Origin of the sequence: Streptomyces sp. NPDC049887 (assembly GCF_040656535.1) — a bacterium.
GTDB lineage: Bacteria > Actinomycetota > Actinomycetes > Streptomycetales > Streptomycetaceae > Streptomyces.
In genome coordinates this window covers 39536-58876 of the sequence record NZ_JBFAMM010000003.1, presented here as the reverse complement: position 1 = coordinate 58876, position 19341 = coordinate 39536, and the positions used below count along the sequence as shown (strand labels likewise).

The following is a 19341-nucleotide window of genomic DNA, read 5'->3' as shown; positions in this document are numbered from 1 at the left end:
ACACCGGAGCGGTGTCCCCCTCTTCGTGAGGACACCCGTCCTCGTGAGGACACACAGGACACCACTGAGATGTACAAGCTCTTCTTCAACCTGGTCTTCAAGCGGATGGACCCGGAGGAGGCCCACCACCTCGCCTTCCGGTGGATCCGGCTCGTGGCCCGCGTCCCGGTGCTGCGCACGTTCGCCGCCGCCGCGCTCGCACCCCGCTACGAGGAACTGCGCACCGAGGCCCTCGGACTGCGGATGCACGGCCCGTTCGGGCTCGCCGCGGGCTTCGACAAGAACGCCGTCGCCATCGACGGCATGTCCATGCTCGGGTTCGACCATGTGGAGATCGGCACCGTCACGGCACAGCCCCAGCCGGGCAATCCCCGCAAAAGGCTCTTCCGGCTCGTGCCGGACCGGGCGCTGATCAACCGCATGGGCTTCAACAACGACGGCTCCGCCGCCGTCGCCGCCCGGCTCGCCGCCCGCCGGGAGATCTTCCGGACGGTCGTCGGCGTCAACATCGGCAAGACCAAGGTCGTCCCCGAGGACGAGGCCGTCGGGGACTACGTGACCTCCACCGAGCGGCTCGCCGCCCACGCGGACTACCTGGTCGTCAACGTCAGCTCGCCGAACACCCCCGGCCTGCGGAACCTCCAGGCCACTCAGGCGCTGCGCCCCCTGCTCAGCGCGGTGCGCGCGGCCGCCGACCGCACGGTCACCGGCCGTCGCGTCCCCCTCCTGGTCAAGATCGCCCCGGACCTCGCCGACGAGGACGTGGACGCCGTCGCCGATCTCGCCGTGGAGCTGGGCCTCGACGGCATCATCGCCACCAACACCACCATCGCCCGCGACGGTCTCGGCCTGAGGTCCGACCCGGCGCTGGTGAAGGAGACCGGCGGGCTCTCCGGCGCCCCCGTCAAGGAGCGCTCCCTGGAGGTGCTCCGCCGCCTGTACGCACGCGTGGGCGACCGCATCACCCTCGTGGGCGTCGGCGGCATCGAGAACGCCGAGGACGCCTGGCAGCGCATCCTGGCGGGGGCCACCCTCGTCCAGGGCTACAGCGCGTTCGTCTACGAGGGCCCGTTCTACGCCCGGGCCGTCCACAAGGGCCTGGCCGCCCGGCTCGCCGCGAGCCCCTACGCCACCCTCGCCGAGGCCGTCGGCGCCGAGACCCGAAAGGCAGCCACCGCATGAGCCCCACGGAACCGTTCGGCACCCGTCTGCGCCACGCCATGGACACCCGCGGCCCCCTGTGCGTGGGGATCGATCCGCACGCCTCGCTGCTCACCGCCTGGGGGCTGGACGACGACGTCAACGGTCTGGAGCGGTTCACCCGTACTGTGGTCGAGGCGCTGGCCGACCGGGTCGCCGTCCTCAAGCCGCAGTCCGCCTTCTTCGAGCGTTTCGGCTCGCGCGGCATCGCGGTGCTGGAGAAGGCCGTGGAGGACTCCCGGGCCGCCGGCGCGCTGGTCCTGATGGACGCCAAGCGCGGCGACATCGGCTCCACCATGGGCGCCTACGCGGAGGCGTTCCTCCGGAAGGACTCGCCGCTGTTCTCCGACGCCGTGACGGTCTCGCCGTACCTCGGCTTCGGGTCACTGCGACCGGCGCTCGACCAGGCCGTCCTCAGCGGCTGCGGGGTCTTCGTCCTCGCACTCACCTCCAACCCGGAGGGCGCCGAGGTCCAGCGCGCGACGGCGTCCGGCGGAGGCTCGCTCGCCCAGCTCATGCTGAACCACATGGCCGACGAGAATGCCGGGGCTGACCCGATGGGCCCGGTCGGCGCCGTGGTCGGCGCCACGCTCGGCGACGCGGGCGTGGACCTGGACATCAACGGCCCGCTCCTCGCACCGGGCATCGGCGCCCAGGGGGCGACCCCGGCCGACCTGCCCGGCGTGTTCGGTCCCGCCGTGCGCAACGTCGTGCCGAGCGTGAGCCGCGGCGTCCTGCGCCACGGCCCGGACGCGGCCTCCCTGCGCGGGGCCGCGGAGCGCTTCGCCGACGAGGTCCGTGCGGCGGTCGAGGGCGCGTAGGCGTACGCGAGGGTCGGCCCGGGGACCCGGCTCTCCCCGGGGCCGTGCCTTGAGGCGCTCCGCGTCCGCTCCGAGCCCGCTCCCGGGGAGTCCCGGGTACCCGTCCCGGGCCCCTGACCGGTTCTCCGGGGCGGAGCCAGGCCCTCCGAGGGCCCTGCCGAAGCACTGGGCAGGGCCCTCATCTGCGTCTTCGACCGACGCTTTCTTGACAGAAAGCGGGTCAGTATGTCTGGAATATCCAGGTCGGCCGATGCTGACCAGGACTTTTCCGCTGTTCTCGCTGACTGGAGCGGTCTCGGCCGCTAGTCTCCGTCGAGAGTCAGCGATGCAACGGCCACTGCGTTGTTCGTTGCTCGCCTGGTGTGGGCCGACTAGGTTCCTCACCGGTCCGTATCCGACAGTTCGACATCCGAGGTGACGTAGGCGTGGCTCTTCCGCCCCTTACCCCTGAACAGCGCGCAGCCGCGCTCGAAAAGGCCGCCGCGGCTCGCCGGGAGCGGGCCGAGGTCAAGAATCGACTCAAGCACTCCGGCGCCTCCCTCCACGAGGTCATCAAGCAGGGCCAGGAGAACAACGTCATCGGCAAGATGAAGGTCTCCGCCCTGCTCGAGTCGCTCCCCGGCGTCGGCAAGGTCCGTGCCAAGCAGATCATGGAGCGACTGGGCATCTCCGAGAGCCGCCGTGTGCGGGGTCTCGGTTCGAACCAGATCGCGTCGCTCGAGCGTGAGTTCGGCGGCGGCCCCGCCTGACGTTCCCGGGCACTCCCGGGAACCTGGATAATCGCTGCATGGCAGCAGAGGCACGTCCGCGGCTGACCGTGCTCTCCGGCCCCTCAGGGGTCGGCAAGAGCACGGTCGTCGCCCATATGCGCAAGGTCCACCCCGAGGTCTGGCTCTCGGTGTCGGCCACCACCCGGAAGCCGCGCCCCGGCGAGCGTCACGGTGTCCAGTACTTCTTCGTCGGCGACGACGAGTTCGACAAGCTGGTCGCCAACGGCGAGTTGCTGGAATGGGCTGAGTTCGCGGGCAACCGCTACGGCACTCCGCGCCGTGCGGTCCAGGATCGCCTGGAGGCCGGGGAGCCGGTGCTCCTGGAGATCGATCTCCAGGGCGCGCGTCAGGTCAAGGAGTCCATGCCGGACTCCCAGCTGGTCTTCCTGGCCCCGCCGAGCTGGGACGAACTGGTCCGCCGCCTCACCGGCCGCGGCACCGAGGCCCCCGACGTCATCGAGCGCCGCCTCGAGGCGGCGAAGGTCGAGCTGGCCGCGGAGTCCGAGTTCGACACCACCCTGGTCAACACCTCCGTCGAGGACGTCGCGCGCGAGCTGCTAGCCTTGATGGAAGTTGTCTGATCTTTCTGATTTCCCCGTAGTTTCTTCGGAAGGCTAGAGCGTGTCCTCTTCCATCACCGCGCCCGAGGGCATCATCAACCCGCCGATCGACGAGCTGCTCGAGGCGACCGACTCGAAGTACAGCCTGGTGATCTACGCGGCCAAGCGTGCGCGTCAGATCAACGCGTACTACTCGCAGCTCGGTGAGGGTCTCCTCGAGTACGTCGGTCCGCTGGTGGACACCCACGTGCACGAGAAGCCGCTCTCGATCGCCCTGCGCGAGATCAACGCGGGCCTGCTGACCTCCGAGGCCGTCGAGGGCCCGGCCCAGTAGTACCCGTCCGGATCGGCCGCGGCCGCCCCGGGAGCAATCGGCACTGTCACCACAGGCCCGGCGGAGCATCCGCCGGGCCTGTGGTGTGTCATAGAGGCGATACGTATCGCCACCGGTGGGGAGCGGGAGACGCAGTGGACAAGCCGAAGGTCGTCCTGGGGGTCAGCGGCGGCATCGCCGCCTACAAGGCGTGCGAGCTGTTGCGCCGGCTGACCGAGTCCGGACACGACGTCCGGGTGGTGCCCACCGCCTCGGCGCTCCAGTTCGTCGGCGCCGCGACATGGTCGGCCCTGTCGGGGCACCCGGTCTCCACCGAGGTCTGGTCGGACGTCCACGAGGTCCCGCACGTGCGCATCGGGCAGGGCGCCGACCTCGTCGTCGTCGCCCCGGCCACCGCCGACGTGCTCGCCAGGGCCGCCCACGGCCTCGCCGACGACCTGCTGACGAACACCCTGCTCACCGCCCGCTGTCCGGTCGTCTTCGCGCCCGCGATGCACACCGAGATGTGGGAGCACCCCGCCACCCGGGAGAACGTGGCGACGCTGCGCCGCCGCGGCGCGGTCGTCGTCGATCCCGCGGTCGGCCGGCTCACGGGCGTCGACACCGGCAAGGGCCGGCTGCCGGAGCCGGCGGAGATCTTCGAGGTCTGCCGCAGGGTGCTGGCCCGCGGCGTGGCCGCCCCGGACCTGGTCGGCCGTCACGTCGTGGTGAGCGCCGGCGGGACCCGGGAGCCGCTCGACCCGGTCCGGTACCTGGGGAACCGCTCCTCCGGCAAGCAGGGCTACGCGCTGGCCCGCACCGCCGCTGCGCGCGGGGCCCGGGTCACGCTGATCGAGGCCAACACCGGCATGGCCGACCCGGCCGGGGTCGACGTGGTCCACGTCGGCACCGCGGTGCAGCTGCGCGAGGCGGTGCTGAAGGCGGCCGCCGACGCCGACGTGGTCGTGATGGCCGCGGCCGTCGCCGACTTCCGTCCGGCCGCGTACGCCGAGGGAAAGATCAAGAAGAAGGACGGCCAGGAGCCCGCGCCGATCGTCCTGGTGCGCAACCCCGACGTCCTCGCCGAGATCTCCGCCGAGCGGGCCCGTCCGGGGCAACTGGTGGTGGGTTTCGCCGCCGAGACCGACGACGTGCTCGCCAACGGCCGGGAGAAGCTCCGCCGCAAGGGCTGCGACCTGCTGGTCGTCAACGAGGTGGGGGAGCGGAAGACCTTCGGCTCGGAGGAGAACGAGGCGGTGGTCCTGGCTGCGGACGGGGCCGAGACGCCGGTTCCGTACGGCCCCAAGGAAGGACTCGCGGACACGGTCTGGGACCTCGTCGGGGCCCGGCTGGTGTGACGCGCCCCTCCATGACGGTCCCGGTGGCGGGGTGTGACGAAGCGCTCACTCCCGGGTCCCGCCCGGTGGACACGCCGGAACCGAGTGAATCCGGGATGAATTTCTCATCCCTCGCGAAGGCCGCGTGAAATCCGGCGAATCATGCCCTTCCGGGTGCGTGCGGCCGTCGTCCGTGCCCGTGGGACGGGTGATTCGGCCCACGGTTGGCCGCCCAGGGTGCGAGACGCTGGTCCGGTCGCCGGGAGTGCCCGATAAACTGTCCCTCGGACACGACGCGGGGCGCAGCCCCCCGGCCGGTCCACCAATGATCAGCCAGCAGCCGCTGCAACCCCAGGGAGCGTTGTGTCCCGTCGCCTGTTCACCTCGGAGTCCGTGACCGAAGGTCACCCCGACAAGATCGCTGACCAGATCAGCGACACCATTCTCGACGCACTGCTTCGCGAGGACCCCACGTCCCGCGTCGCCGTGGAGACCTTGATCACCACCGGCCTGGTGCACGTCGCAGGCGAGGTGACCACCAAGGCGTGGGCGGACATTCCCACGCTGGTGCGCAACAAGATCCTCGAGATCGGCTACGACTCCTCGAAGAAGGGCTTCGACGGCGCCTCCTGCGGTGTCTCCGTCTCCATCGGGTCCCAGTCGCCCGACATCGCCCAGGGTGTGGACACGGCCTACGAGAGCCGGGTCGAGGGCGATGACGACGAGCTCGACAAGCAGGGTGCCGGCGACCAGGGTCTGATGTTCGGGTACGCCTGCGACGAGACCCCCGAGCTGATGCCGCTGCCGATCTACCTCGCGCACCGGCTGTCCCGCCGTCTCTCCGAGGTCCGCAAGAACGGCACCATCCCGTACCTGCGCCCGGACGGAAAGACCCAGGTCACCGTCGAGTACGACGGCGACAAGGCCGTCCGTCTCGACACGGTGGTGGTCTCCTCGCAGCACGCCTCCGACATCGACCTGGACTCGCTGCTCGCGCCGGACATCCGTGAGTTCGTCGTCGAGCACGTGCTGAAGCAGCTCGTCGAGGACGGCATCAAGCTGGACACGGACGGCTACCGCCTGCTGGTCAACCCGACCGGCCGCTTCGAGATCGGCGGGCCGATGGGCGACGCCGGCCTGACCGGCCGCAAGATCATCATCGACACCTACGGCGGCATGGCCCGCCACGGCGGTGGCGCGTTCTCCGGCAAGGACCCGTCGAAGGTCGACCGCTCGGCCGCCTACGCGATGCGCTGGGTCGCCAAGAACGTCGTGGCCGCCGGTCTCGCCTCGCGCTGCGAGGTCCAGGTCGCCTACGCGATCGGCAAGGCCGAGCCGGTGGGCCTGTTCGTCGAGACCTTCGGCACCGCCGCGGTCGACGTGGAGAAGATCGAGAACGCCATCGGCGAGGTCTTCGACCTGCGCCCGGCCGCGATCATCCGCGATCTCGACCTGCTCCGCCCGATCTACGCCCAGACCGCCGCCTACGGCCACTTCGGCCGCGAGCTGCCGGACTTCACCTGGGAGCGCACGGACCGCGTCGACGCGCTGCGCGCGGCGGCGGGCCTCTGACGGCACCCGCTCGGCACGAGGGGCCCCGGACCGGACAGGTCCGGGGCCCCTCGCGCGTTCGCCGGCCCCGGCGCGGAAGGCGCTGCGCAGGCCCGGGCACTGTCGGTGCCGTCTGGTAGGAATGTGGCTGTGAGCAGCGACGACGAAGCCTCCGTGCGGCCCGGGGACGGTTCGCCGGAGCAGCTTGCGCTCATCCGGGAGACCGTACGGAAGGCGGCGAAGCCACGTGCCAAGCCGCGCACCTGGCGCGGGGCGGCCCTCGCCGCGGAACTGCCGGTGGCCCGGGTCGTGGTCAACAAGGGCGTGCTGCACCTCGACCAGTACTTCGACTACGCGGTGCCCGAGGAACTGGACGAGGCGGCGCAGCCCGGAGTCCGGGTCCGGGTGCGCTTCGGCGCTGGGTCCCACCAGGTCCGGGAGGGCCGCCGTGAGGGCGGCCGGCTGATCGACGGCTTCGTCGTCGAGCGACGGGCCGACTCCGACTACTCGGGTCCGCTCGCCGCCCTCGCGGGTGTGGTCTCGCCGGAACCCGTGCTCGGCCCCGCGCTGCTCGGCCTGGCCAGGGCGGTCGCGGACCGTTACGCGGGCAGCCTCGCAGACGTCTTGCAGCTCGCCGTGCCGCCCAGGAGCGCACGCGCCGAGTCCCGGCCCTCGCCCCCTCCGCTGCCTCCTCCGGCGGCCCCGGAGCCGGGCACCTGGACGCGCTACGAGCAGGGACCGGCGTTTCTGAACGCCCTGGCGGAGGGCGGCACGCCGAGGGCCGTGTGGACGGCGCTCCCCGGCCCGCACTGGGCCGGCGAGCTGGCGGGCGCCGTCGCGGCGACCCTCGCGTCCGGCCGGGGCGCGCTGGTGGTCGTCCCGGACGGGCGGGCCGTCGCCCGGGTGGACGCGGCCCTGACCGCGCTGCTCGGCGAGGGACGCCACGCGGTGCTCACCGCGGAAGCGGGCCCCGAGAAGCGGTACGGGCAGTGGCTCGCCGTACGGCGCGGTTCCGTGCGGGCGGTGGTCGGGACGCGTGCGGCGATGTTCGCACCGGTCCACGACCTGGGGCTGGTCGCGATATGGGACGACGGCGACTCCAGCCACAGCGAACAGCACGCGCCGCTGCCGCACGCGCGCGAGGTCCTGCTGCTGCGTGCCGCTCACGAGCGCTGCGGATTCCTGCTCGGCGGCGTCAGCTGCACGGTCGAGGCCGCCCAGCTCGTCGAGACCGGCTGGGCACGGCCCCTGGCGGCGGGCAGGGAACACGTGCGCCGTGCCGCACCGCTGATCCGCACGGTCGGTGACGGCGAACTCGCGCGCGACGAGGCGGCACGGGCCGCCAGGCTCCCGTCGCTGGCGTGGCAGACCGTCCGGGACGGACTGCGCACGGGACCGGTGCTGGTCCAGGTGCCCCGTCGCGGATATGTCCCGAGGCTGGCCTGCGAGCGCTGCCGGGCGCCCGCGCGCTGCGGGCACTGCGCAGGCCCACTGGAGGCTCCACGGGAGCAGGACCTCAGGTGCGGCTGGTGCGGACGGGACGCCTCCGGCTGGCACTGCGCCGAGTGCGGCGGGACCCGGCTGCGCGCCCGGATCGTGGGGGCCCGGCGCACCGCGGAGGAGCTGGGCCGGGCCTTTCCCGCGGTGCCGGTGCGGACGTCGGGGCGCGACCATGTGCTGGACTCCGTATCCGGCCGTCCCGCGCTCGTGGTCAGCACACCGGGCGCCGAGCCCGTCGCCGAGGGCGGCTACGCGGCCGCGCTGCTGCTCGACGGCTGGGCCATGCTCGGGCGGGCCGATCTGCGTGCGGGCGAGGAGGCGCTGCGGCGCTGGACGGGTGCCGCCTCGCTGGTGCGGGGCCAGGCGGAGGGCGGCACGGTCGTCGTGGTCGCCGAGCCCACGCTGCGCCCCGTCCAGGCCCTGGTGCGATGGGACCCGGTCGGCCACGCCCAGCGCGAGCTGGCCGAGCGCGCCGAGCTGGGCTTCCCGCCGGTGTCGCGGATGGCCTCGGTGACCGGTCGGGCGGAGGCGGTCGCGGGCTTTCTCGCCACGGCGTCCCTGCCCGACGACGCGGAGGTACTGGGGCCGGTGCCTCTGCCGCAGCCCCCGCCGGGGCGACCGCGCCGGCCGGGCGACCCGCCACCCGCCCCCCCGTCCGGTCCTCGGCCGGGGGAGCAGTGGGAACGCGCCCTGCTGCGCGTACCGCCCGGCAGCGGTGCGGCGCTCGCCGCCGCGCTGAAGTCCGCCCAGGCCGCCAGGCTCGCGCGGGGCGGTGGCGATCCCGTGCGGATCCGGGTGGATCCGCCGGACATCGGCTGACGGGGAGGCGGGGCCGGTCTGCGCCCGGGGGCCCGCCCGGGTGGCCGGGCCGGGCAAGCCGACGTGCCGCCCCGCACGGCACCGCCCCGGCGTCCCGAGGGCGCGCCGGGGCGGTCGGGAGAGGGTCAGCCGTTGCGCGGGCCGGGGAAGGCGCTCGGGCGGACCTCCTCGCGGAGCGGGTGGGCGCCGGGTCCCGGCTGCGGCGGCATGGAACGTGCCGCGGGTACCGCCGGTACCGCGGGGGCGACGGGCATCGTGCGGGTCGCACCCTGCTCGGGCTCCGCGGGCACGGCGGTGGGCTGCGGCGTGTTCCGCCGTGACCCGTAACGGCGGTGCACCGCCTGCTTGGTGACGCCGAGAGCCGAGCCCACCGCGTCCCACGAGAAGCCCAGCGAGCGGTCGAAGTCGACCGCGGCGGTCACCAACGTCTCGACGCTGTCCCGCAGTTCCTGGGCCAGTCGGACGGTCGGGGCGGGTGCCCTGCCGTAGACGACGAAGCCCGTGGACGGGCCCGAGCGACGCGGACGGTAGACGTTCCCCAACTGGGCCGTGAGCGTGCGCAGAGCGTCCACCTGCCGGCGGACCCGCTCGATGTCCCGCACCAACAGATGCAGACTCGCCCGGGCCTGGGCGTCGTGGGTTGCGTGGTCGGCCATGAACAAGCCTCTCGAACCGGCGTTGAAAAGGGTCGGGCCGCTCCGGCGGCCCGCTTCGGTCAATCTCTCTTGACAACGCGCCACCAGTGGTTCTGGTCACGCTGCGGAGGAGCAATCGCACGTGCGCGGGGCGCGCGGCAGTCCGCGCGCCCCCTGTCGGTGCGGCCAAATAGACTGGTGCGTCGCGTGATCACCCGGCACACAGAGCGAGGTATTACCAGTGAAACTTGTCTTCGCAGGCACCCCCGAGGTCGCCGTACCCGCCCTGGACGCCCTGATCGCTTCCGGCCGGCACGACGTGGCCGCGGTCGTCACCCGTCCGGACGCCCCCGCGGGCCGCGGACGCCGTCTGGTGGCCAGCCCCGTTGCCCAGCGCGCGCACGAGGCCGGCATCGAGGTCCTGAAGCCCACGAGGCCGCGCGACGAGGACTTCCTGGCCCGGCTGCGCGAGATCGCGCCGGACTGCTGCCCCGTGGTCGCCTACGGCGCGCTGCTGCCCAAGGCGGCTCTGGACATCCCGGCGCGCGGCTGGGTCAATCTGCACTTCTCGCTGCTGCCCGCCTGGCGCGGAGCGGCGCCGGTGCAGCACGCGATCCTCGCGGGCGACGAGATGACCGGGGCTTCCACTTTCCAGATCGAGGAGGGGCTGGACTCGGGCCCGGTCTACGGCGTGATCACCGAGCACGTACGGCCTACGGACACCAGCGGCGATCTGCTCACCCGGCTCGCCTTCGCCGGTGCCGGACTGCTGGCCGCGACCATGGACGGCATCGAGGACGGCACGCTCCAGGCCGTGCCGCAGCCGGCCGACGGGGTCACCATGGCGCCGAAGATCACCGTCGAGGACGCGCACGTGGACTGGCGCACGCCCGCCCTCCGCATCGACCGCCTCGTCCGCGGCTGCACTCCCGCGCCCGGTGCGTGGACGCTGTTCCGCGGCGAGCGGCTCAAGCTGATCAACGTCCAGCCGCTGCCGGACCGCACGGAGCTGGCCCCCGGTGAGCTCTCGGCCGGCAAGAGCCATGTGCACGCCGGTACCGGTTCGCACGCGGTCGAGCTCCACTGGGTGCAGCCGCAGGGCAAGAAGCCGATGCGTGCCGCGGACTGGGCGCGCGGCGTGCGGATCGCTCCCGGGGAGGTCCTCGGCTCGTAGGGCCGCGTCGGCCGGGTCCGCCCGTCGGGGAACGGCGCGCGGTGCACCGGGCCTCTCCCTCCCGCGTGCCGAGGGGATGGACCACGGGGCGCCCGACCGGCCTCCTGGTGGGACCGTTCGGTCGATGCGGGAACGCCGCGAGTCGCCGTGCCGGGCGTCGCGAGGCGACGGAGGGGCCCACGCGGCACCGGGCCGCGCACCGGGGCGGGGCGGGGACGCCGGGCCGGCCGACGTAGGCTGAAGAGGTTCGACCCTTCCGGAACGCGGAGCACCTTTGAGCCAGCAGAGCCGTCGCCGTCCCCCCCAGCCCTACCGCCCCCCGAAGAAGGACCCCGTGCGGATCCTCGCCTTCGACGCGCTGCGGGCGGTGGACGAGCGTGACGCGTACGCCAACCTCGTCCTGCCCCCGCTGCTGCGCAGGGCGCGTGAACAGGGCGACTTCGACAGCAGGGACGCGGCGCTCGCCACGGAGCTGGTGTACGGCACGCTGCGGCGCCAGGGCACCTACGACGCGATCATCGCCGAGTGCGTGGACCGGCCGCTGCGCGAGGTCGACCCGCCCGTCCTCGACGTGCTGTCGCTCGGTGCGCACCAGTTGCTGGGCACGCGCATCCCGACGCACGCCGCCGTGTCGGCCAGCGTCGAGCTGGCCCGGGTCGTCCTCGGCGACGGCCGGGCCAAGTTCGTGAACGCCGTGCTGCGCCGGATCTCGCAGCACGACCTCGCCGGCTGGCTTGACCGGGTCGCACCGCCCTACGACGAGGACCCCGAGGACCACCTCGCCGTCGTCCACTCCCATCCCCGCTGGGTCGTCTCGGCCCTCTGGGACGCGCTGGGCGGCGGCCGCGCCGGGATCGAGGACCTGCTGGAGGCCGACAACGAGCGGCCCGAGGTGACGCTGGTCGCCAGGCCGGGCCGGTCGTCCGCCGGCGAACTGCTCGAGCTGCTGGGCGAAGGGGGCGGACTGCCCGGGCGCTGGTCGCCGTACGCCGTGCGGCTCGCCGAGGGCGGGGAGCCGGGCGCCCTCGAACCGGTGCGGGAGGGACGCGCGGGGGTGCAGGACGAGGGCAGCCAGCTCGTAGCGGTCGCCCTCGCGGGCGCGCCGCTCGACGGCCCGGACGAGCGCTGGCTGGACGGCTGCGCGGGCCCCGGCGGCAAGGCCGCCCTGCTGGGCGCGCTGGCCGCCGAGCGCGGTGCCGTCCTGGTCGCGGCCGAGAAGCAGCCGCACCGGGCCCGTCTCGTCGAGCGGGCGCTGGCCGGCAATCCCGGCCCGTACCAGGTCGTGACCGCCGACGGCACCCGCCCGGCCTGGCGCCCGGGCGCCTTCGACCGCGTCCTCGTCGATGTGCCGTGCTCGGGCCTGGGCGCTCTCCGGCGCAGGCCCGAGGCCCGTTGGCGCCGCCGCCCCGGGGACCTGGACGGTTTCGCCCCGCTGCAGCGGGCCCTGCTGCGCGAGGCGCTGGAATCGGTACGGGTGGGCGGAGTGGTCGGGTACGCCACGTGCTCGCCGCATCTCGCCGAGACCCGTGCGGTGGTCGACGACGTCCTCGCGGCGCTCGGCGGATCCGTCCGGGCCGAGTGGATCGACGCCCGCCCCCTGATGCTCGGGGTCCCGGCCCTGGGGGACGGCCCGGACGTCCAGCTGTGGCCGCATCTCCACGGCACCGACGCGATGTACCTGGCACTGCTGCGCCGCACGGCCTGACGCCCTCGGGAGTCCGCACCCCGCCGCACGTCCCGGCGTCGCGCGGCGCAGCGGCGCGGGGCTTCCCGGCTCAGCGCAGCGGGCGGCAGAGCAGTGCGTCCGGGGTCCGGGACGAGCCCGGGCGGCCGGTGTAGGCGATGCCTGCGGCGTACTCGTCGGTCGCGCACTGCCCCTTGTGGTGGCCGTGTGCGAAGTCGCCCCCGCCCGCGGCCGGCGGACGGTTGTCGGACCGGTCGAACCACACGGTCCGGCCCGCGGTGCCGAGGGGCCCGCCCGCCTCGACGCACAGGGCGGCCGAGACGGCGGCGCCCCGCACGCTGTAGCCGGCCAGGAAGTAGCGCGGCGGACACTGGAGTTTGGTCCAGCCGGAGGCCCAGTCACGGCCGGGTTCGACGTGCCGTTCGTCGCGGACGACCTCATGGGCGCCGCCTGGCGGGCGCAGACCGCGGGCACCGGCGTCGGAGCACAGCCCGCGGTTGCCGGAGTGGCTGAGCCCGACCAGCCGCTGGTCGTCCGGGCAGACGGCCTTCCTCGCCCCGGGGTCCCAGTCCGGCAGTGCGCGCATCCGCAGGGACTGGACGTAGTCGCCGTGGTCCGGGCTGAGCATCGACCAGCGGTCCGCCGGGGCCACCACGCCCGTTCTGCCGTTCGCTCCGACCAGCCGCTTCCAGGGTTCGGCGCGCCAGTCGTCCCCGTCGAACAGACCGGCGCGCCGTCCCGCCGAGTCCCAGTGGAGCAGCGCCCAGCCGTTGCCCTTCCGGTCCTCGTGCCACCCGACGAGCGGCCAGTAGGCGAAGTCGGCGTCCGTCTCGACGAGGAAGTCGACGAAGTGGTGGAACCACGCCCGCTGCGCGGCCCCTGTCTCCTCGCGGCCGCCGACGCCGAACTCGCTGATCCAGACCGGTGCGGTGAAGTGCCGGTCCGGCTGCGAGGCGACGTAGAAGGCCTGCCGGCGCAGCACCTCGTACAGCTCGGAGCGGCCGAAGTCGCGGTAGCGGGGGTCGGATGTCTCGCCCAGCCCCGTGGCACCGCTGTGGTTCGGCCCGGTGTAGTCGTAGAAGTGGGCCGAGTACACGAGCTTCCCCGATCGCACCAGGGTGTGCGAGAGCCGCTGGACGGGCTCGAGCGTGGGCCGTTCGTGGGGGAACCCGTCCACGGGGATCCCGGTCCAGTTGATTCCCTCGACGATCACCAGCAGATCGGCGTTGGCCTCCTGGAGGATCCGGTCCCCGAGCCGCTGGGAGGCGGCGAACCAGTCGTGCCGGTCACCGCGGCCCCAGTTGGGGTCGTCGAGGACGGTACGCCGCACCTCGTTGTAGAGATCGGCGCCGACGACACGGGGGTTGCCACGGTAGCGGCGGGCCATGAAGAGCCAGTCGTCCTCCCACGTCCCCGTGGTCTGGGACGTGTTCCACCGCTCGTTTCCGTCGAGGCCGCAGCACCAGCGCGTGGTGTTGGTGTGGTTGTTGAGGATCACCGCGAGACCGGCGTCCGTCAGGGCCTCGACGGTCGCGTCGTAGACCTGGAGCGGCGTCATGCCCTTCAGCGACGGGTTGGCGGCCACCGAGGCGTCCGCGACAGGGCGGGTGTCGTGGATCATCTCGTTGGAGAACGGCAGTCGGACGCTGTTGAGACCGAGTTCGCGGAAACCGGCGACGATCCCGGACATCGGAGCGCGGTCCAGGCCCAGGGGCATCCGGTCCGACTTCTCCCCGGCGTGGTTGTTCGCCGGGTCGTCGGGGCTGCCCGAGCCGGTCCAGGTACCGCTTGCCCCGTGCCAGTTGCCCGACTTCAGTCTGAACCGGTTGCCGTCGGCGTCGACGACGTACCGGCCCCGGGTGCTCAGTGGCGGGGTCCACTCCGGTGCCGGCCGACCCTCGGTCGCTCCGGCGCGCGCGGAGGGGGCGGGGCCCGGTCCCGCCGCGGCCGGGGACGCGACGGGGACGGCCGCCAGGGTGCAGAGCAGCGCCAGGGCCGGCACCGGCCTGAGCAAGGACCTTCTCGCGAGCACCGGCACCCCCGTCGAGCACGGCCGGCGACCCGGCGTGATTGGCATGCATGCGACATGATGTCGGGTGCCGGGAGGATTGACCAGTGCGCCGAGCTCCCGGTCCCGTGTCCGTCCCGGATGCACCCTTCCCGCGGCCGTGGCGCCCGGGAGGACCCCGCGCCGCGGCACTGCGTGCGGGGGTCCCGTCGGTCGGCCCGCCGAACCCGGGCGAGGCCACCGGGCGGTGCGGAATGCCGGAATCATGGTGACTGGGATGCCCCGCAGGGCCTGCGGGACCGCGGAAAGGACGGCTTCTGCCGTCTCCGAGGCCGGGAAGTGCTCCGGAGCATGGCAGTCTTGGCACATGGCCCAGATCAACCCCAGCATCCTGTCCGCCGACTTCGCCCGACTCGCCGAGGAGGCGGAGGCGGTCCGAGGCGCCGACTGGCTCCACGTCGATGTCATGGACAACCACTTCGTGCCCAATCTGACGCTGGGGGTTCCGGTCGTCGAGTCGCTGAGCCGGGCGACGGACACCCCGCTGGACTGTCACCTCATGATCGAGAGCCCGGACCGCTGGGCTCCCCAGTACGTGGAGGCCGGCGCCGGGTCCGTCACCTTCCACGCGGAGGCAGCCGCGGCACCGGTGCGGCTGGCGCGGGAGATCCGGGCCAAGGGCGCGCGCGCCTCCATGGCGCTCAAGCCCGCCACGCCCATCGAGCCGTACGAGGACCTGCTGCCCGAGCTCGACATGCTGCTGGTCATGACCGTGGAACCGGGCTTCGGCGGTCAGTCGTTCCTCGACATCATGCTCCCCAAGATCCGCCGTACCAGGGAGCTCATCAACAAGCACGGTCTGGAGCTGTGGCTCCAGGTCGACGGCGGCGTCTCCGAGTCCACGATCGAGCGGTGCGCCGAGGCCGGCGCCGACGTGTTCGTCGCCGGATCCGCGGTCTACGGGGCCGAGGACCCGGCGCAGGCCGTCCGCACGCTGCGCGAGCAGGCCGACCGGACGATCGCGTCGGCACCCTGGGTGTGCGACCACTGAGCCACGGCTCGGTGAACGGGGCCCTACCGGGCTGATCAACATCACCCGGATCTGTCAGGATGGCGGTTCCGGAGTGTGAACAGCAGTGAGGAGAACGCGGTGTCTGCTATGTCGGCGGGACGGTCGGCCCTGCGGATGGGACCCGCGGAGCTGGTGCAGGCGGCGGCCATGGCCCGCCGCTTCTATCTCGAGGGCAAATCCAAGATCCAGATCGCCGAGGAGTTCGGCGTCAGCCGCTTCAAGGTGGCCCGGGTCCTGGAGACCGCGCTCGAACGCGACCTCGTACGGATCGAGATCCGCGTCCCCGCCGAGCTGGACGCGGAGCGCTCCGACGCCCTCCGCGCCCGCTACGGACTGCGGCACGCGGTGGTCGTGGAGTCTCCGACCGAGGGTGAGGACGAGTCGCCCGACCCGGAGAACCTCGGAGAGGTCGCGGCGGACCTCCTCGGTGAGCTCGTCACCGAGGGAGACGTGCTGGGCCTGGCCTGGGGCCGGTCCACGATCCATATGGCGGCCGCGCTCGACCGGCTGCCGCCCTGCACGGTCGTCCAGCTCACGGGGGTGTACGACGCCGGGACCGCGGAGCGCGGCTCGGTGGAGGCGGTGCGGCGCGCCGCACAGGTGTCCGGCGGCGAGGCGCACCCGATCTACGCGCCGATGCTGCTGCCGGACCCGGCGACGGCCGCCGCGCTGCGGAACCAGACGGGCATCGCCAGGGCCTTCGAGTACTTCGACAAGGTCACGGTCGCCTGTGTCTCGATCGGCTCCTGGGAGCCGGGGATCTCGACGGTGCACGACATGCTGAGCGACGAGGAGCGGGCGCACTACGCCTCGCTCGGTGTCGCGGCCGAGATGTCCGCCCATCTGTTCGACGCCGACGGCCGACGCATCGGCCGTGACCTGGGCGAACGTTGTATCACGGTCGAGGCCGACCGGCTGCGCCGCATTCCCGAGGTGGTCGCCATCGCCGGCGGCCAGCGCAAGGCCGCGGCCATCGGGGCGGTCCTGCGGTCGGGCCTGGTGACCAGTCTGGTGACGGACACCTCGGCCGCGGACTACCTCCTCACGGAGTCCCGCCCCGCACCGCGCCCGGCGCTGGAGCGGGCCGACCCGGACGACTGACCGCCGGCACCCTTCCCGTTCCGGCCGTCGTGCACCACTCCACGGCCGGGCCTCCGGGGCCGGGCGCCCCGCCCCGGCAGCGGCCGGGGCGGCTGAAGGGGCTGGTAAGGCCGGCGGCGGGCGCGGTCGGCCGCGGCACGGCGTCCGCATGGGCCCGCCCGCCGGCGCGCCTCACGACTCCGCCGGTACCAGCCCGTACAGCCGCGCCGCGTTGCCCGCGGCCAGCAGACCCGCGATCCGTTCCGCGTCGCGCCCCGACCAGGCACCGGAGGACGTCCAGTCGTCGGTGAGCCGGGTGAGCGCGTCCTCGAACACCCTGGCGCCGACGAGGTACAGCTCCGGCAGCCCGTACGCGTCGCTCGAGTAGAGCAGTTTGCCGAACGGGGTGAGCTCCAGCGCCTCGGCGAGCACGGCGGCCGCCCTGACGCCCGTGTGGGACAGGGCGAGGCCCACATCCGCGTACACGTGTGTGAACGCATGGGCGAGGTAGGCGGCGTTCCGGTGGTACGGGTAGCCGTGCAGCAGCACCAGCGGGCAGCCGTGCGGGGCGACGGCCCTGATGAAGTCCGTGAGCAGCAGTGGATCACAGCGGTCGAGCCGAAGATCGGGATCGCCGAAGCCGGTGTGCAGCTGGAGCGGCAGTCCGGTGCGGACCGCCGCCCAGAGCAGATACCGCAGCAGCACCGGGTCCGTGAGCCGCCCACCCGGGCCGCGCTCCGCCAACCAGCGGGCCGCGGCCGCGTGGACCTCGGCGGTGTCGGGCGGATCGGGGTCCAGCCCGAGCCCGTGGCGGTACGCCGCGACCGACTTGAAGCCGATCGCCGTGCGGGCCGAGGCCGGCACCGCGTGGTCGAACACCTCCATGAAGCCGGCGGCGTCGCGGCTCGCGTCCGCCACACGTTCGGCGAGGGACTCCAGACGCACGATCACGCCCGCGTCCCCACCGCCCAGCTCCGCCAGCTCGGCGGGCCCGGTGAGGTCGCCCGGAAGCCCGGTGTCGACCAGATAGGTGCCGGTGCCGCTCGCCCGCAGCAGCAGCCGCGTCGCCTCCTCTGACCCCAGTTCGCGACGGCGCTCCAGATAGCGCTCCGGCGGGCAGTGCGCCTCCAGCCCCAGCAGGGGCGGACACCAGCGGAGCACCGCGAACCCCAGCTGGCTGTCGAAGAAGCTCGTACCGGGCGCGGGCGGGGCGTCCGACTCGGTCAGGAACGAGGCGAACCCGTCCCGTGCCGGTGAGCGCCGCAGCACCCCGTGGCAGTGGTGGTCGACGAGCGGGGGCAGCGCGAGGGGCATTCAGTACCGCCCGCGGGTAGCGTCGGCGATCTGCTGCGGGGCCCTGCCCGCGAACAGCTCGCCCTCCGCACGGCGTACCGCCGCGATCGCCTCGAAGAGCGCGTCGCCGAGCGCCTCACGCAGCAGCTCCGAGCGTTCGAAGTGCTCCAGCGCCTCCGGAAGCGACCGGGGCAGCCGCTCGGGCCCGGTGCGCGTGTCCTCGCGCTCGGCTCCGGCACCGGTCGCCCGTGCGGCCGGTTCCCCGGCCCGTGCGCGCCCGCCCGTTCCGGTCGGCGACGGTTCGCCGGCCCCCGCCACGCCCGTCACCGCCGGGTCGCCCCGCACCGGCTCCGGGAGTTTCGCGCCCGCCGCCAGGCCCGCCAGCCCCGCCGCGATCACGGCGCCCGTGACCAGATACGGATTGGCCGCCGCGTCGAAGCACTTCACCTCCGCGTTCGCACCCTCCGGGTCGTCGGGGGCGCCGGTGATGAAGCGCAGCGCCGCCTCGCGGTTCTCCAGTCCCCAGCACCTGAACGCGCCCGCCCAGCGGGACGGTTCGAGGCGGAGATAGCTCGCCGGGGTCGGCGCTCCGACGGCGAGCAGCGCCGGGAGCGCGTCCAGCACACCGGCGAGGAACGACTCGCTGTCCCCGGACATCCCGAACGGGCCGTCGCCACCCCGGCACAGATTGCGGCCGTCCCGCCACAGGCTCAGATGCAGATGGCCGCCGTTGCCGACACCGCCCGCCTCCACGACGGGGCCGAAGAGGGCGGTGAGTCCGTGCCGCAGGGAGACCGCGCGGACCGTCTCGCGCACGAGCACGGCGAGGTCCGCCGCCCCGACCGGATCCGCCGGGGCCACGGAGACCTCGAACTGCCCGGTCGCGTACTCGGGATGGATCTGCAGCACCTCCACGCCCTGGGCTCGCAGCGCGCGCAGCACCTCGTCCACGTAGTCGGAGAGCTCGACGATCCGGGCCATCCCGTACGCGGGACCGGTCCAGGGGCAGGTGCCGTCCCGTTGCACGATCCATTCGGTCTCGAAGCCCATCCGCAGCTCGATGCCCCGGTCGGCGGCCCGCCGTGCCATCCGGCGGGCGAACAGCCGCTGGCAGGCGGCGTAGGGCCGGCCTTCCTGGTCGTAGCGGTCGACGGGGGCCCAGGCCCAGCCCGGCTGGGCCGCGAGCACGGTGAGCCGCTCCAGGTCAGGCACCAGTCTCAGATCGCCGTCCGGGCCGCCGATGTGCGGGCTGGTGGTGATCGAGTCGTCCACCAGGTAGACGTCGAACACCGGGGACATGCCGACCCCTCGGGCGGCGGCATGCGCGAGGCGGCCGGTGGGGACCGCCTTGACCCTGGTGAGACCGGCATTGTCCACCCAGGTCAGGGCCACGCCGTGGACGTTCTCGGCATCCAGCCGGGCGGCCTCCCTGCGGGCCGCGCGCTGAGTCTCGTCACTGTGCTGCACGGGGCATTCCCTACCCGCGCGGGGGGCCGTCCTCACCGCCTGCGCCACCCCGGCGTG

The 19341-nt window shown here is 73.4% G+C and carries 16 protein-coding genes; 12 read left to right on the top strand and 4 right to left on the bottom strand.

Annotated elements, in window-relative coordinates:
• Positions 1-69: 69 nt before the first annotated feature.
• The 8 genes from AB0J10_RS04410 (at position 70) to AB0J10_RS04375 (ending at position 8871) form a co-directional block, all read left to right on the top strand.
• A complete protein-coding gene (locus tag AB0J10_RS04410) occupies positions 70-1182 on the top strand; it encodes a quinone-dependent dihydroorotate dehydrogenase (protein ID WP_363057705.1) in 1113 nt (370 codons plus the stop codon).
• The gene (gene pyrF, locus AB0J10_RS04405) at positions 1179-2021 is read left to right on the top strand and encodes an orotidine-5'-phosphate decarboxylase (RefSeq protein ID WP_363057703.1); all 843 of its coding nucleotides are present in this window, start codon (positions 1179-1181) and stop codon (positions 2019-2021) included. The genes AB0J10_RS04410 and pyrF overlap by 4 nt, the downstream gene beginning before the upstream one ends.
• Positions 2022-2446: 425 nt before the next feature.
• Positions 2447-2770 carry an integration host factor gene (locus tag AB0J10_RS04400; protein WP_017945586.1) on the top strand — a complete coding sequence of 108 codons (324 nt, stop codon included), beginning with the start codon at positions 2447-2449 and terminating at the stop codon, positions 2768-2770.
• Positions 2771-2808: 38 nt separating this feature from the next.
• Positions 2809-3372: a guanylate kinase gene (gene gmk / locus AB0J10_RS04395; protein ID WP_363057700.1), complete on the top strand. Its 564-nt coding sequence runs from the start codon at positions 2809-2811 to the stop codon at positions 3370-3372.
• A 40-nt stretch (positions 3373-3412) separates the two neighbouring features.
• Positions 3413-3685: a DNA-directed RNA polymerase subunit omega gene (gene rpoZ, locus AB0J10_RS04390; RefSeq protein WP_003982715.1), complete on the top strand. Its 273-nt coding sequence runs from the start codon at positions 3413-3415 to the stop codon at positions 3683-3685.
• Between the two features lie 134 nt (positions 3686-3819).
• Positions 3820-5022 (top strand): bifunctional phosphopantothenoylcysteine decarboxylase/phosphopantothenate--cysteine ligase CoaBC, encoded by a 1203-nt coding sequence (coaBC, locus tag AB0J10_RS04385; RefSeq protein ID WP_363057698.1) that lies wholly within the window; start codon positions 3820-3822, stop codon positions 5020-5022.
• Between the two features lie 342 nt (positions 5023-5364).
• Positions 5365-6573 carry a methionine adenosyltransferase gene (metK, locus tag AB0J10_RS04380; protein WP_363057696.1) on the top strand — a complete coding sequence of 403 codons (1209 nt, stop codon included), beginning with the start codon at positions 5365-5367 and terminating at the stop codon, positions 6571-6573.
• 129 nt (positions 6574-6702) lie between these two features.
• A complete protein-coding gene (locus AB0J10_RS04375; RefSeq protein ID WP_363057694.1) occupies positions 6703-8871 on the top strand; it encodes a primosomal protein N' in 2169 nt (722 codons plus the stop codon).
• Between the two features lie 125 nt (positions 8872-8996).
• Here the strand turns inward: AB0J10_RS04375 and AB0J10_RS04370 are convergent, their stop codons facing one another.
• On the bottom strand, positions 8997-9527 hold the full coding sequence (locus AB0J10_RS04370; RefSeq protein ID WP_363057692.1) for a hypothetical protein: 531 nt from the start codon (positions 9525-9527) through the stop codon (positions 8997-8999).
• 220 nt (positions 9528-9747) lie between these two features.
• Between AB0J10_RS04370 and fmt the strand changes: the two genes are divergently transcribed.
• Together fmt and AB0J10_RS04360 are read left to right on the top strand one after the other, a co-directional pair.
• Positions 9748-10680 (top strand): methionyl-tRNA formyltransferase, encoded by a 933-nt coding sequence (fmt, locus tag AB0J10_RS04365; RefSeq protein ID WP_363057690.1) that lies wholly within the window; start codon positions 9748-9750, stop codon positions 10678-10680.
• Positions 10681-10954: 274 nt separating this feature from the next.
• Positions 10955-12385, top strand: coding sequence for a transcription antitermination factor NusB (locus AB0J10_RS04360; RefSeq protein WP_363057688.1), 1431 nt, complete (start codon positions 10955-10957; stop codon positions 12383-12385).
• Positions 12386-12455: 70 nt separating this feature from the next.
• On the opposite strand, the gene AB0J10_RS04355 is transcribed toward AB0J10_RS04360, so the two are convergent.
• A complete protein-coding gene (locus tag AB0J10_RS04355; protein ID WP_363057686.1) occupies positions 12456-14378 on the bottom strand; it encodes a cellulase family glycosylhydrolase in 1923 nt (640 codons plus the stop codon).
• Positions 14379-14739: 361 nt separating this feature from the next.
• Here AB0J10_RS04355 and rpe point away from each other — a divergent pair, with 361 nt between their 5' ends.
• On the top strand, positions 14740-15423 hold the full coding sequence (rpe, locus tag AB0J10_RS04350) for a ribulose-phosphate 3-epimerase (RefSeq protein ID WP_363057684.1): 684 nt from the start codon (positions 14740-14742) through the stop codon (positions 15421-15423).
• 75 nt (positions 15424-15498) lie between these two features.
• A complete protein-coding gene (locus AB0J10_RS04345; protein WP_363057682.1) occupies positions 15499-16545 on the top strand; it encodes a sugar-binding domain-containing protein in 1047 nt (348 codons plus the stop codon).
• A gap of 171 nt (positions 16546-16716) precedes the next feature.
• On the opposite strand, the gene AB0J10_RS04340 is transcribed toward AB0J10_RS04345, so the two are convergent.
• Both AB0J10_RS04340 and AB0J10_RS04335 read right to left on the bottom strand, forming a co-directional pair.
• Positions 16717-17838, bottom strand: a complete 1122-nt coding sequence (locus AB0J10_RS04340) for an amidohydrolase family protein (protein ID WP_363057680.1) — start codon at positions 17836-17838, stop codon at positions 16717-16719.
• Positions 17839-19284, bottom strand: coding sequence for a glutamine synthetase family protein (locus AB0J10_RS04335; RefSeq protein ID WP_363057678.1), 1446 nt, complete (start codon positions 19282-19284; stop codon positions 17839-17841). It abuts the gene before it with no gap.
• Positions 19285-19341: the final 57 nt, after the last annotated feature.